Source organism: Streptomyces sp. NPDC104761, from assembly GCF_055583445.1.
This window is the reverse complement of record NZ_JBVJNZ010000005.1, coordinates 107,667-121,168: the sequence shown is the minus strand read 5'-3', so window position 1 is coordinate 121,168 and position 13,502 is coordinate 107,667. Positions and strand designations below refer to the sequence as shown.

9 protein-coding genes and 2 pseudogenes are annotated in these 13,502 nt (G+C 70.8%); 6 read left to right on the top strand and 5 right to left on the bottom strand.

Annotated features, from left to right (window positions below; all coding sequences use genetic code 11):
• Window positions 1–87 precede the first annotated feature (87 nt).
• A pseudogene (locus ACZ63F_RS15995) lies at window positions 88–846 on the bottom strand (IS5 family transposase); the annotation flags it as partial.
• 100 nt (window positions 847–946) lie between these two features.
• Window positions 947–1,117 (bottom strand): annotated as a pseudogene (locus ACZ63F_RS15990) (CPCC family cysteine-rich protein); the annotation flags it as partial.
• Between the two features lie 521 nt (window positions 1,118–1,638).
• Here ACZ63F_RS15990 and ACZ63F_RS15985 point away from each other — a divergent pair.
• The 3 genes from ACZ63F_RS15985 to ACZ63F_RS15975 all read left to right on the top strand — a co-directional run bounded on the left by ACZ63F_RS15985 (window position 1,639) and on the right by ACZ63F_RS15975 (window position 6,137).
• Complete coding sequence (locus ACZ63F_RS15985) at window positions 1,639–2,514, top strand: serine/threonine-protein kinase (protein ID WP_469711600.1); 876 nt, start codon at window positions 1,639–1,641, stop codon at window positions 2,512–2,514.
• Window positions 2,515–2,651: 137 nt separating this feature from the next.
• Window positions 2,652–4,277, top strand: coding sequence for a succinic semialdehyde dehydrogenase (locus ACZ63F_RS15980; protein WP_469711598.1), 1,626 nt, complete (start codon window positions 2,652–2,654; stop codon window positions 4,275–4,277).
• Window positions 4,278–4,361: 84 nt separating this feature from the next.
• A complete protein-coding gene (locus ACZ63F_RS15975) occupies window positions 4,362–6,137 on the top strand; it encodes a GMC family oxidoreductase N-terminal domain-containing protein (protein WP_469711596.1) in 1,776 nt (591 codons plus the stop codon).
• A gap of 129 nt (window positions 6,138–6,266) precedes the next feature.
• Here the strand turns inward: ACZ63F_RS15975 and ACZ63F_RS15970 are convergent, their stop codons facing one another.
• On the bottom strand, window positions 6,267–7,301 hold the full coding sequence (locus ACZ63F_RS15970) for an LAETG motif-containing sortase-dependent surface protein (RefSeq protein ID WP_469711594.1): 1,035 nt from the start codon (window positions 7,299–7,301) through the stop codon (window positions 6,267–6,269).
• Window positions 7,302–7,506: 205 nt separating this feature from the next.
• Between ACZ63F_RS15970 and ACZ63F_RS15965 the strand changes: the two genes are divergently transcribed.
• Window positions 7,507–8,661, top strand: a complete 1,155-nt coding sequence (locus ACZ63F_RS15965) for a hypothetical protein (protein ID WP_469711593.1) — start codon at window positions 7,507–7,509, stop codon at window positions 8,659–8,661.
• A 598-nt stretch (window positions 8,662–9,259) separates the two neighbouring features.
• Here the strand turns inward: ACZ63F_RS15965 and ACZ63F_RS15960 are convergent.
• A complete protein-coding gene (locus tag ACZ63F_RS15960; RefSeq protein WP_469711591.1) occupies window positions 9,260–9,586 on the bottom strand; it encodes a chorismate mutase in 327 nt (108 codons plus the stop codon).
• 298 nt (window positions 9,587–9,884) lie between these two features.
• Here ACZ63F_RS15960 and guaA point away from each other — a divergent pair, with 298 nt between their 5' ends.
• The gene (gene guaA, locus ACZ63F_RS15955; protein ID WP_457701067.1) at window positions 9,885–11,465 is read left to right on the top strand and encodes a glutamine-hydrolyzing GMP synthase; all 1,581 of its coding nucleotides are present in this window, start codon (window positions 9,885–9,887) and stop codon (window positions 11,463–11,465) included.
• A gap of 194 nt (window positions 11,466–11,659) precedes the next feature.
• On the top strand, window positions 11,660–12,454 hold the full coding sequence (locus ACZ63F_RS15950; protein ID WP_352361730.1) for a class II aldolase/adducin family protein: 795 nt from the start codon (window positions 11,660–11,662) through the stop codon (window positions 12,452–12,454).
• 152 nt (window positions 12,455–12,606) lie between these two features.
• On the opposite strand, the gene ACZ63F_RS15945 is transcribed toward ACZ63F_RS15950, so the two are convergent.
• Window positions 12,607–13,494 carry a DUF4429 domain-containing protein gene (locus tag ACZ63F_RS15945; RefSeq protein WP_469711588.1) on the bottom strand — a complete coding sequence of 296 codons (888 nt, stop codon included), beginning with the start codon at window positions 13,492–13,494 and terminating at the stop codon, window positions 12,607–12,609.
• Window positions 13,495–13,502: the final 8 nt, after the last annotated feature.

The window sequence follows — 13,502 nt, the reverse complement described above, 5'->3', positions numbered from 1 at the left end:
GTCCACAGAACCTGCCTGGTGCCCCTGCTGGATCCGCGGGTTCTGCTGGGGCAGGTCTTCGACGTCGACTTGGGACTTTCGTTTGGATCACCGGGAGGACCAGAGGAAAATGCCAGCGATGTGGAGCCCGGCCAGGTAGATGGTTGCGGTCTTCTCGTAGCGGGTCGCGATACCGCGCCACTGCTTCAAACGGTTGATGCACCGCTCGGCGGTGTTGCGCTGCGTGTATGCCTCGCGATCGACGGCCGGCGGTCTACCGCCCCGGCTGTCGCGCCTTGGCCGGTGGCTTCGCTGGTCCGCCGGGACGGGGATGACCGCGCGGATACCGCGCTTGCGCAGGTGGTCGCGGATCGCGCGGGATGAGTAGGCCTTGTCCGCCAGGACCACGTCCGGCCTGGTGCGCGGACGACCACGCCGTCGGGGAACGCGCAGGCGAGTCATGACGTCCGTGAAGTCGGGCGCGTCGCCGGCCTGTCCTCGGTAAGAACGAACGCCAGAGGTCGGCAGCGGGCACCGGCAGCGAGGTGGATCTTCATGGTCAGTCCGCCACGGGACCGGCCGATGTCATGGTCGGCGGGTTTGCCGGCCGAGGCCCCCTTTGGCGGGCCCCGGCCACGTGCTGGTGAGCGCGCACGATTATGGAGTCCACCGATACGGCCCAGGCCTGGTCCTCGTCAGCGTCAGCCTGGGCCATCAGTGCGGTGAACACCTGTTCCCAGGTGCCGTCGTAGCCCCACATCCGCAGTCGGTTGTAGATGCCTCGCCAGTTGCCGTACCTCTCCGGCAGATGCACCCACGGCGTTCCGGTCTGCAACGTGAAGCGATCGCGCCGATCATCTGCCGGTGGGACCTGGCGTCGTGCTTCCGACAGCCATAGACCCTCACCGCCGCGCGTCACGGACTCATCGCCCGTCTCGGCAACCTCTTCAAGGTGGTCCAGCCGGGCCTGCGTCAAGCTCAGCGAGCCGTTGGGCCCACCTCGGACAATGTGTGCGTCCGCATCGTCCTCCCAGCCGCACTCTGGACAGATCTCGAAGTTGGCCCGCTCCTCCAGGGTCTGCTGGAAGCAACAGGGGCAGGTGACAGGGCCCCTCCCAGGGGCAACCGAGGGGCCGATCCGTAGCGGTCATGGCTGAAATCGTTCCGGTTGCACGGGTGATCCACAAGAAACGACCTAGTAGTGCTTCGTTAAGTTCTCGCTCTGGTGAGGGGGCGGCCGCAGGTGGTGCAGGTGCCGTCCCAGCACCGCAGCAGGTCCGTTAACGTGTCGAGGACTTGGTAGAGGCTCAGGTTGCTGTGCGGACTTTTGGGTCGTATCGCCGCAGGGTGAGGAAAGCCTGGCGCCGCCAACGGCAGGCAATCGCCCGCCGCTGTCACTACCTGCAGCGTTGTCGCACGATCGAGGGGCGGTCTCCGTGAGACCGCCCCCGCACGTTCGAAGTCACGCTGCATTCCCGCCACCCGGCGAAAGACCAGGTCAGACAGCGAAATCCTGCTGGAGTACCAGGTGAGTGAACGTACGATCCAGGGCGCCTGGCCGGAATCTTCCGGTCAGGCACCTTCGCGTCTGCCCTCAGCCGACGGCCCCCTGACCGCGTCGCTTCGACAACGGCACGGTGTGCAAGGTACTCATGTGCCATGAGCGAAGACGGCGAACTGCCGGTCGAGGGACGGCTGATCGGTGGGCGTTACCGGCTCGCCCGGCGCATCGGCTCGGGGCCGGCCGGGACCGTGTGGCGGGCCCGGGACGAGCATGACGGGCGGGACGTCGCCGTCAAGGAGCCGCGCCTGGCCGGGGAACCGGACGACGAGGAACGGCGGCGCGCCGCGCACCGGCTGCTGCACGAGGCGCGGGCCGCCGCCCGCGTCGACCATCCCGCCGCCGTCGCCATCCACGACGTACTCCTCGATGACGAACTTCCCTGGGTGGTGATGGAGTTGGTGGAGGGGGAGTCGCTGCACTCCGTCCTCGCCGCCCGGGGGACGCTGGCGGCCGCCGAGGCCGCCCGGATCGGGCTCGCCGTCCTCGGGGCGCTGCACGCCGCGCACTGCGTCGGCATCGTCCACCGCGACCTCAAGCCGTCCAACGTCCTGCTCGAAGCGGGCGGAGACCGTGTCGTCGTCACCGATTTCGGTATCGGCGGGGGACAGGGGTGCGGCCCCTTCGACGCCCCCGAGTGCGGTGCGGGGCGGGGCGTCGCCGGGCCCGCCTCCGACCTGTGGTCGCTGGGCGCGTTGCTCCGGGCGGTCGTGGGGAGTGCGCAGGGGCCCCTCGGACCGCTGCTCGACAAGCTCCTCGCCGCCGAGCCCGAGGCTCGGCCGACGGCCACCGGCGCCGCGGAGGTGCTCGCCGAGGTTGCCGGGGTCAACCTTCCGGCGTGGGTCACCGAGCCCCCTGCACCTGCCCCGGTCCACCCACCCGTCCCACCAACCCCGGCGGCCCCCGAACCCCGCCGCCTCACCCCCCTCACCGCCCTCGGCCTCCTCCTCGCCAAAAAACCGGAGCGTGGCTGATCGTCCGCACCCGAGGGCATCCGAGGCGGCTGATCAGCGCATTCTCTGCCAGTGATCACTGGCGCGGTGTGTGCACTCCGTGAAACCGGGTTACCCACGGGTACCCAAAGGCCGCGCGCCCGAATACCCTGCGGCTCATGACGGACTCGCAGGCCCCGGCCCACGCACCGGCCCCCACCGGCACGAACCCGCTCGCCCCCGCGCCCGCAGGGGCCCGAACCGCCGCCGACGTGGTCACGCCCGAGCTGGTCGCCCAGCTCACCAAGGGTGTCGTCGGTTCCGGACGTACGGCCAACCACACGCCCTTCACCGGCGAGAAGCTGGCCGACCTGCCCGAGTCCACCCCCGAGGACGTGGCCAAGGCCTTCGAGGCGGCCCGTGCCGCGCAGGCCGTGTGGGCGAAGGTGCCGGTACGGCAGCGCGCCGCCGTGCTGCTCCGCTTCCACGACCTGGTCCTCGCCCGCCAGGCCGAGGTCCTCGACCTCATCCAGCTGGAGACCGGCAAGGCCCGCCTGCACGCCCACGAAGAGGTCCAGGCCGTCGCCGTCGCCGCGCGGCACTACGGTCGTAAGGCTCCCGCCTACCTCCGCCCCAAGCGGCACGCGGGCGCCATGCCCACCCTCACCAAGGTGACCGAGCTCCGGCACCCGCGGGGCGTGGTCGGCCAGATCGCCCCCTGGAACTACCCCCTCGAACTCTCCGTCGGCGACGCGCTCCCCGCCTTCGCCGCGGGCAACGCGGTCGTCATGAAGCCGGACACCGAGACCTGCCTGACCGCCCTGTGGGCCCGCGACCTCCTCGTCGAGGCGGGGCTGCCCGCGGACGTCTTCCAGGTCGTCCTCGGCGAGGGCCCGGTCGTCGGCCCCGAGGTCGTCCGGCACGCCGACTACGTCTCCTTCACCGGCTCCACCCGTACCGGCCGCGAGGTCGCCCAGGGCGCGGCCGCCCGCCTGGTCGGCGTCTCCCTCGAACTCGGCGGCAAGAACGCCATGCTCGTCCTCGACGACGCCGACATCGAGAAGGCGGCCGCCGGCGCGGTCCGCGCCTGCTTCTCCTCGGCCGGCCAGCTCTGCATCTCCATCGAGCGGCTGTACGTCCACGAGTCGATCGCCGACGTTTTCGTGGAGCGCTTCGCCGCCCGTACGAAGGCCATGCGGCTCGGCCGGTCCCTCGCCTACGGCGCCGACATGGGGTCCCTGGTCGGGGAACGGCAGTTGGAGACCGTCAAGCGGCACGTCGAGGAGGCCGTCGAGAAGGGCGCGACCGTCGTCGCCGGCGGCACCGCCCGCCCGGACATCGGCCCCTACTTCTACGAGCCGACCATCCTCGAGGGCGTCGAGGACGCGATGGCCGTCTGCACGGAGGAGACCTTCGGCCCGGTCGTCTCCATCTACCGCTTCACGACGGAGGACGAGGCCGTCGAGCACGCCAACGGCACGCCGTACGGCCTCAATTCGTCCGTCTGGACGAAGAACGGCAGCCGGGGCCGTGCGGTCGCCGCCCGCCTGCGCACCGGCACCGTGAACGTCAACGAGGGCTACGCCCCCGCCTACGGCAGCGTCCAGTCCCCGATGGGCGGCATGAAGGACTCGGGCCTGGGCCGCCGGCACGGCTCGGAGGGCATCCTCAAGTACACGGAGGCGCAGACGGTCGCGCAGCAGCGACTGCTGCCGATGGCGCCCTCGCTGGGGATGGACGACGAGAAGTACGCCCAGTTCATGAGCACCAGTCTCCGGGTGATGAAGGCACTGAGGCTCAGGTAACCGGCCTGTTCCTCGAGGGGCGCGGGGAACTGCGCGACCAGCCACCGACCACCCGCAGTGCACACTCAAAGGGGAGATGGCACGTTGTCTCAGGACACCTATGACTACGACGTCCTGGTCGTCGGCTCAGGATTCGGCGGCTCCGTAACCGCCCTGCGCCTCACGGAAAAGGGTTACAAGGTCGGCGTACTGGAAGCCGGCCGCCGCTTCACCCGCGACACCCTCCCCAAGAACTCCTGGGACATCAAGAACTACCTCTGGGCCCCGCAGCTCGGCTGCTACGGCATCCAGCGCATCCACCTCCTCGGCAACGTCATGGTCCTGGCCGGGGCGGGCGTCGGCGGCGGCTCGCTGAACTACGCCAACACCCTCTACGTCCCGCCGAAGGCCTTCTTCGAGGACCCGCAGTGGCGGGACATCACGGACTGGCAGGAGGAGCTGAAGCCGTACTACGACCAGGCCCAGCGCATGCTCGGCGTACGGCTCAACCCGACGATGACCCCGTCCGACGTGCACCTGAAGGCGGCGGCGCAGAAGATGGGCGTCGGCGACACCTTCCACCTCGCCCCGGTCGGCGTCTTCTTCGGCGACGGCAAGGACGCCGACGGCGAGGCGAAGGCGGCGCCCGGCGACCAGGTCGCCGACCCCTACTTCGGCGGCGCGGGCCCCGCCCGCAACGCCTGCACCGAGTGCGGCGAGTGCATGACCGGCTGCCGGCACGGCGCGAAGAACACCCTCAACGAGAACTACCTCCACCTCGCCGAGCGGGCCGGCGCGGTCGTCCACCCCATGACCACCGTCGTCTCGGTCACCGACGACTCCCAGGGCGGCTACGCGATCGCCACCCTCCCCACCGACGACCGGAAGGCGCAGGGCCGGACCTTCAAGGCCCGCCGGGTCGTCATAGCCGCCGGTACCTACGGCACCCAGACCCTGCTGCACCGCATGAAGGCCGGCGGGCAGCTGCCGTACCTCTCCGACCGCCTCGGCGACCTCACCCGCACCAACTCCGAGGCCCTGGTCGGCGCCCAGACCGACGACCGGCGCTACCGCAAGGCACACGGCACCCCGAAGGCGGACTTCACCAAGGGCGTCGCGATCACCTCGTCCATCCACCCGGACGAGAACACGCACATCGAGCCGGTCCGCTACGGCAAGGGCTCCAACGCGATGGGCGGCCTGTCGATCCTCCAGGTGCCGTACGCGGAGGGGTCCTCCCGCGTCCTCGGCTGGCTGGCGAACGCGGCCCGCCACCCCCTCCTCGTGCTGCGCTCGCTCTCCAACCGGCGCTGGTCGGAGCGGACCATCATCGGCCTGGTCATGCAGTCGCTGGACAACTCCCTGACGACGTACCTGAAACCGGACGGCGTGGGCAAGGGACTGCTCACCGCCCGGCAGGGCCACGGCGCCCCCAACCCCAAGCAGATCAGGGCCGCGTCGGAGGCGGCCACCGTGCTCGCCGAGGAGATCAACGGCTTCGCCGGCAGCAACGTCGGCGAGCTGATGGGCACCCCGCTCACCGCCCACTTCCTCGGGGGCTGCCCCATCGGAGACTCGCGCGAGACCGGGGTCATCGACCCGTACCACCGGCTCTACGGCCACCCGGGCATCTCGGTCGTGGACGGCGCCGCCGTCTCCGCCAACCTGGGCGTGAACCCGTCCCTCACCATCACCGCGCAGGCCGAGCGGGCGATGTCCTACTGGCCCAACAAGGGCGAGACGGACCCGCGGCCCCGGCAGGGCGAGCCGTACCAGCGCCTGCACGCGGTCGAGCCGCACCACCCGGCGGTCCCGGCCGAGGCCTTCGGCGCGCTGCGGCTGCCGTTCCTCGGCATCCCGGCCGTACCGCAGAAGAAGTAGCCGGGGGGGAGAGGCAGTCGGAGGAAGAAGCAGCCGGACACCGAAGAGGGACCTGTGCCCCCCTCCGAGCTCAGGTCCCTCTTCGGTCGGTGCGCGGCCGCCGCCGTACGACGGTCCGCGCGACCTTGCCTATGCGTCCGCGCCGGTCCTGCGCCGCCGTACCAGGACCACCGCGCCGGCGCCGACCACGACGGCGACTCCGCCGACCAGGCCGATGACCGGCAGCGCCGAACTGGAGCCGGTGTCGGCGAGGTTGCCGGTCGGCAGGTCGGAGACGTCGCCCTGGGGCTTCTTCACGGAGTCCTTGCCGCCGTCGTCGCCCGGCGTGGCCGTACCCGGGTCCGGGTTGGACGAGCCGGCCTTGAGGACCGTGAAGTCGTACTGGGCCCAGCCCTCGGCGATGCAGTCCTGGCCCTCGACCTTGTCGAGGTACGCGCCGGAGCCGAAGGAGTAGGCGTCACCGGCGGGTGCCTTGGCGTCGACGGAGACGCGCAGGTCGACCGACCTGCTCGCGCCCGCCTTCAGCTTCGGCACGTAGAAGAAGTAGTCGCCGGCCCAGTCGTCGTCGCCGATCCGGTCCCAGGAGCCGGTGTCGGGGTTCTTGAACTCCAGGTCGACGTACGGGCTGAGGTACTTGGACGCGTCGAGTTCGTAGTTCTCGATCTCGGCGTAGAAGGCGACGCCCTCGACGTCCGCCCCGGAGTCGTTGGTCACGACCAGTTTGAAGCCGTGGAAGCCGTCGCCCGCGACGATCTTGCCGGGCAGGCCCTTGATGTCGGCGGACACCTTGGCGTCGCCGAAGTCCTGGTCGAGGTCCTCGCAGTAGGGCACGTCCGGGTCGGTCGGGTCCTCGCTGGGCTCCGCCGACTGGGACGGCCCGGCGGAGGAGGACGCCGATGCCGAGGCGCTCGCGCTGTCGCTGGGGGAGCCGGAGGGCGACGCGGACCCGGACGCCGAGGCGGTGTCGCTCGGCGAGGCCGAGCCGGAGTCCGACGGGGAGGCGGACGACGTGTCGCCGGGGGTCCCGTCCGGCGCGCTCTCCGACGCGGGCGTCGACGGCGACTCTTCCGCGAACGCGGCCGGCGCGGACAGCAGGGCGACCGGCGCGATGACAGCAGCTGCCGCCGCCGTTGCCATGATCCGGCGGAGTTGCAGAAGTTTCATGGGGACCCCCGTGCGTCAGCTGCGGCGGACGGATGTCACCGCTGGTTCCGCAGATGTGACCGGTGAATCGTGTGAATGGTTGCCTCCACATTCACAGAATCCTTATGTGAGGTGGGTCACGCGCCTGTCGGACCGCTGGAGGACATGGACACGGCAGTTTCCAGGGCTATTCTCGCCCCGTCGAACGGCCGAGCGAGAGAGTGTCATGTCTGACAGACGGTCCGAAGAATCGTCGGGGGACGAGCCGTCGTCCTCCTCCATATCCGACGAGGTGTGGGAGCAGTTCCTCCAGGACACCGAACGGGACATCCGCAAGTCCGCCCACAAGGAGCCGTCAGCCCGGGCCCGTGAGGTGACCGAGCGGCTCAAGGGGCAGCAGGGGCAGCCCGAGGGCTGGCGTACCGGGCCGGCCTGGCAGGAGATGAACGGGCGGGCCGCACGGCGCCGCAGGACCTGGGCGGTCATCGGCGTTCCGCTGGCGATCGCCGTCGCCGTCGTGGCGATGCGGCCGTCCCTGATTCCGGGCGACCCCTTCGGTTCGTCCGCCGGCACGGACGCCGCCACCACGCAGCTGCCCGCCGAGACCGCCAGTCCGACCGCCCCGCCCTCCGCGGTCGCCCCCGACACCCCCACGCTCGCCCACCCGTTCGCCGGTTCCCCGGCGCTGCGCTGGGCCGACGGCGCGGCCGGCATCGTGCTGCCGAAGGCCACGGCGATCGGCGCGATCCCGAAGGACCGCGTCGAACTCGCCCTCCAGCAGACCCGGAAGCTGCTGGTCGACGCCAACCTGAACCCCGACGTCATGGCCGGCGGCACCCCTGCTGCGGCTCTGTCGGTGCTCGACCCCAAGCAGCCCCGGGTGCTCGAGGACCTCAAGACCTCGCTGCGCAGCCCCAGCAAGACCCACGATCCGCTGTTCCTCTTCAGCCGCTTCGACCCGAAGGACGTGAAGCCGGCCGGGAAGATCGTCAAGGTGCGCGGCCGGATCACCTTCGCCAAGGGCAAGTACCAGGGCGTGGCCGTGCACGCCGACTACACCTTCGTCTACCCGGTCGTCCGCGCCGCCGCTGCCACCGACGGCTCCACCGAGGTCACCCGCACGATCGTGCGCCGCGTCATCGACACCGAACTCTCCGACCCCACGCGGTACCGGGTCACCCCCGGCCGCCTCACCCTCCTCCGCTACGACGAGGACGCCGGCAACACGGCCTGCGGCACCGACGACGGCTATCTGCACCCGCAGTTCCCCTCCCAGGCCCCGGCCGGCAGCGCCACCCCGACCGGCCCGTCCGTCGACCCGTACGACCGCAGCCGCGACATCGGCAAGGAGGAGGCCTGCGGCACCGTGAGCCGGACCTAGTCCGCGGACAGGCGAAGGGCCCCGCGGAACGGAGCCGCGGGGCCCTTCTTTCGTCAGCACCGACGTCAGGGCAGCGTCGGTGCCTGGGAGCGGCGCCGGGGGGTTGCGCCGCTGGTCTCTGTGCCCTGTACCGCCGTTCGTGCCCCGGGTCGGCGCCCCGGCGCGCTCGGGGCGTACGGCAGGTCTCGACCATTGGCGGACGGTCGGTACACGGCAATTCCGTTGCCTGAACTGGGACTTGGGAACTCCGAAGGCTTTGCGGGCCTTCTACGCATCGTGCTGGATGTACGCGGCCTCCGCAACCGTTTGACCCAGCCCTTGTGCATTTTTGCAATTTTCCGCCGGTCGGCCCCGGGCGTCCCCGGAGCCGGCCGTCTCTTGGGTGACCGGGCTGCTGTCCCCTGCCGTCCGGTCACTTGACTGGAACGAGGTCCCACGGCGCACGGCACGTTCCGTACGCCTCATCGCTCCAGCGAAGCCACGCGTGGTTCTTTCGGGCCCGCCCCTGGCTGACACGGACACCCCACCAACGAAACGGTGCACGGACCGGTCACGCGCCGTACGGGTGAGAAGGGTCCCGAACTCAGGTCCGCCCGACTCAGATGCGACCCCGGCACAGTTCCAGGAGCGTCATGGCCAGAGCGGTGCCGGGCCTGCCGAGGGCCGAGCTGTAGTGGCCGAGGATCTCCATCTCCCGGGAGAGGTTCACCCGGCGGCCGCCGGAGGTGATCCGCGCCTCCTGGACGACGGCGGAGACGGCCATCCGTTCCTGGATCAGGCCGATGATCCGGTCGTCGAGCGCGTCGATGCGCTCCCGCGCACCGGTGATCACCTCGGCGGCCTCGTGGGTACGGGCACCGGTCGCGTCGATCGCGTTCACGGGGGTCGTGGGGGTCACAGGGGTCATGGGGGTGATGGGGTTCATGGGGGCTCCTCGTCTTTCCTTGCCGGAACGGGTGCGATGCGGTGCCCCGGAGCGACCGGATCCGGAGAAAACGGCAGGCGCCCCGGACCTTGTCGGCCCGGGGCGCCTGGGGAAGTCGCTCGTCAGTTGCTCAAGCAGCACGACCATGGCAGCCGGTGGGCCGGTTGCCATAGGTAAAGAGGAAGGTCGTCTGCGTGAGCATGGGGCGAGTATGCCACAGCGCTACGGCGAGGTGCCCGCGCCCACCCCGTTAGAATCGGTAACCACAGACCCCCGCCCGACCGCCGGAAGGCACCCCGTGTCATCAGCGACTCCCGCTGCCGCCGCTCCCGACACCGTCCTGGTCGTCGACTTCGGCGCGCAGTACGCCCAGCTCATCGCCCGCCGCGTCCGCGAGGCCCGGGTCTACAGCGAGATCGTGCCCAGCACCATGCCGGTCGCCGAGATGCTCGCCAGGAACCCGGCGGCGATCATCCTCTCCGGCGGCCCCTCGTCCGTGTACGAGGAGGGCGCCCCCCGCCTGGACCGCGAGCTCTTCGAGGCCGGCGTCCCGGTCTTCGGCATGTGCTACGGCTTCCAGCTGATGGCGCAGGTCCTCGGCGGCACTGTCGACAACACCGGCGCCCGCGAGTACGGCCGCACCGACCTGCACGTCTCCAAGACGGCCTCCACCCTGTTCGAGGGCACGCCCGCCGAGCAGCACGTGTGGATGTCGCACGGCGACGCCTGCTCCGCGGCCCCCGAGGGCTTCACCGTCAGCGCGTCCACGGACGTCGTCCCGGTCGCCGCCTTCGAGAACGACGAGAAGAAGCTCTACGGCGTCCAGTACCACCCCGAGGTCATGCACTCCACGCACGGCCAGCAGGTGCTGGAGCACTTCCTCTACCGCGGCGCGGGCCTCAAGCCCACCTGGACCACCGGCAACGTGATCGACGAGCAGGTCGCCGCGATCCGCGAGCTCGTCGGCGACAAGCGCGCCATCTGCGGCCTGTCCGGCGGCGTCGACTCGGCGGTGGCCGCGGCCCTCGTCCAGAAGGCCATCGGCTCCCAGCTGACCTGCGTGTACGTCGACCACGGACTGATGCGCAAGGGCGAGACCGAGCAGGTCGAGAAGGACTTCGTCGCCGCGACCGGCGTCCAGCTGAAGGTCGTCGACGCTCAGGCCCGCTTCCTGGACGCCCTCGCCGGCGTCTCCGACCCGGAGCAGAAGCGGAAGATCATCGGCCGCGAGTTCATCCGGGTCTTCGAGCAGGCTCAGGCCGAGATCATCGCCGACGCCGGCCCGGCCGTGGAGTTCCTGGTCCAGGGCACCCTCTACCCGGACGTCGTGGAGTCCGGCGGCGGCACCGGCACCGCGAACATCAAGTCGCACCACAACGTCGGCGGCCTCCCCGAGGACCTGGAGTTCAAGCTCGTCGAGCCGCTGCGCAAGCTTTTCAAGGACGAGGTCCGCATGGTCGGCCAGGAGCTCGGCCTGCCGGAGGAGATCGTCCAGCGCCAGCCGTTCCCGGGCCCGGGTCTCGGCATCCGGATCGTCGGCGAGGTCACCAGGGAGCGCCTGGACCTGCTCCGCGAGGCGGACGCGATCGCCCGTGAGGAGCTGACCGCGGCCGGCCTCGACCGGGACATCTGGCAGTGCCCGGTGGTCCTGCTCGCGGACGTCCGCAGCGTCGGCGTCCAGGGCGACGGCCGCACCTACGGCCACCCGATCGTGCTGCGCCCGGTCTCCTCCGAGGACGCCATGACGGCCGACTGGTCCCGCCTGCCGTACGAGGTCCTCGCGAAGATCTCCACCCGGATCACCAACGAGGTCCGTGACGTCAACCGGGTCGTCCTCGACGTCACCTCCAAGCCGCCGGGCACCATCGAGTGGGAGTAGCCCTGGTGAAGAGGTGGTGCGGCTCCGGCCGTGCCACCTCTTCGTCATGTGGCGCAGGGACCACGCGGCTGTCGATTCCCGACATCTTCTGTCGCGATCTGTTCGCGCGCGTCATCTTTACAGAACAGCTCTGTTTTCCTGCGCTGACCGGCGGTAACTTCCGGCCGTAACGCAAACCCAGTGCTGGAGGACCTATGCACGGGCCGACCCCGCCCCTTCCGCTCCCGACCGACCAGCTCCAGTTCGCGATGCCGCCGATGTACGACTCGCTCGACGACGAGCGCCGGCATCGCAAGGAGCGGCTCGCCGGAGCGCTGCGGATCTTCGGCCGGGCCGGACTGGAGGACGGCGTGTCCGGGCACATCACGGCCCGCGACCCCGAGTACTCGGACTGCTTCTGGGTCAACCCCTTCGGCATGCCGTTCAAGCACGTCACCGTCGGCGACCTGGTCCTGGCCAACCAGGACGGCCAGGTGATCGAGGGCCGCTACCACGTCAACCAGGCCGCCTTCACCGTCCACGCGCAGGTCCACGCGGCCCGCCCGGACGTCGTCGCCGTCGCCCACTGCCACTCCGTGCACGGCCGCGCCCTGTCCGCCCTCGGCGACCTGCTCGACCCGATCAGCCAGGAGAGCTGCGCCTTCTACGAGGACCACGCCCTCTACGACGCCTACACCGGCGTCGCCGTGGACGCCGAGGAGGGCCGCCGGATCGCCGCCGCCCTCGGCTCCCGCAAGGCGCTGGTGCTGCGCAACCATGGGCTGCTGACCGTCGGCGACTCGGTGGACGCGGCGGCCTGGTGGTTCCTGTCGATGGAGAAGTCCGCCCAGGTCCAGCTGACCGCCAAGGCGGCCGGCCGGCCCCTGCTCATCGACCACAAGCTCGCCGTCGCCACCAGGGAGCAGCTCGGCGGCGACCTGGTGGCCTGGATCAACTACCAGCCCCTGTGGCAGGACATCAGCCGCAGCGAACCGGACCTGCTCAGCTAGGCGCTCCGCCGGGCGCTCCGCCGGAAAGGCCGCGACCTGTCGCCGGCCGTCTTTCGTCTGCGGCGCCGTCCTGGCTGGTCGCGCCCGCGCGGCGGCAGCCGCATATCGGATACGGCCCCGCGCCCCTTGCGGGGCGCTGTGGGACCGCCGGCTCAGAAGCTCCGCAGTACGGCCGCCTTCGTCTGGGCGAACTCCTCGTCGGTGAGTACTCCGTCGCGGTGCAGCTCGCCCAGCTCCCGGAGCCTGCGCAGCAGGACGTCCTGGTGGTCGGCCGGCCGGCGCGGCACGGGCACCGGGGGCCGGTCCCGGTCGGCGTACTCCGTGCCCGGCCCGGTCGACGGATGCGGCAGCCGGGCCGTGACCGCCGCCGCCACCAACGCCGTCAGCAGGTCGCGGCGGACACTGCCCCACAGGTCCAGGGCGTACGGGTCGCGCTCGGCCGGCAGCTTCGAGAACACCGTCTCCCGGCTCACGAACCGCAGGAAGCCGTCCTCGTAACCGGAGTTGGGCAGCCACTCCACCCGCACCAGATCGCCGACGCCGATGATCCGGGGCCCGGTGGCCCGCTTGACCCGGTCGGAGGTGTCGGCCCAGTCGATGCGCACCTGCGTACCGTCGAACGACACCGTGCCGTCCGAGGACCGCACCGACACCGGCACCGGCGGCCCCGGCAGCAGATAGCTCCTCGCCGGCTCCTTAGGGACCTGGTCCAGCAGCAGCGACCGCCGGATCTCCGCCACGACGTACTCGGCCACCCCCGACCGGTCCCCGTCCACCGCCAGCCGATACGGATCCGCCGCCGCCGGCAACCGCCCGCCCGTCGCCTGCAGCAACGGGTCCGCACCCTCGCGCAGCCGCATCCTCAAGCGTCCCCGTCTGCGCTCCGGCTCGTACACCACCCCCGCCACCGCCTCCAGGGGGACGGCGATCTCCCCGTAGGTCTGCCGGAACAGCGGCACGGACCGGTGACGTCCCGGCGTGATCCGGACCGTGCTGCCGTCGAAGGCCCAGGTCCCGTCCCGCTGGATGATCTCGGCCATGGGGGAAT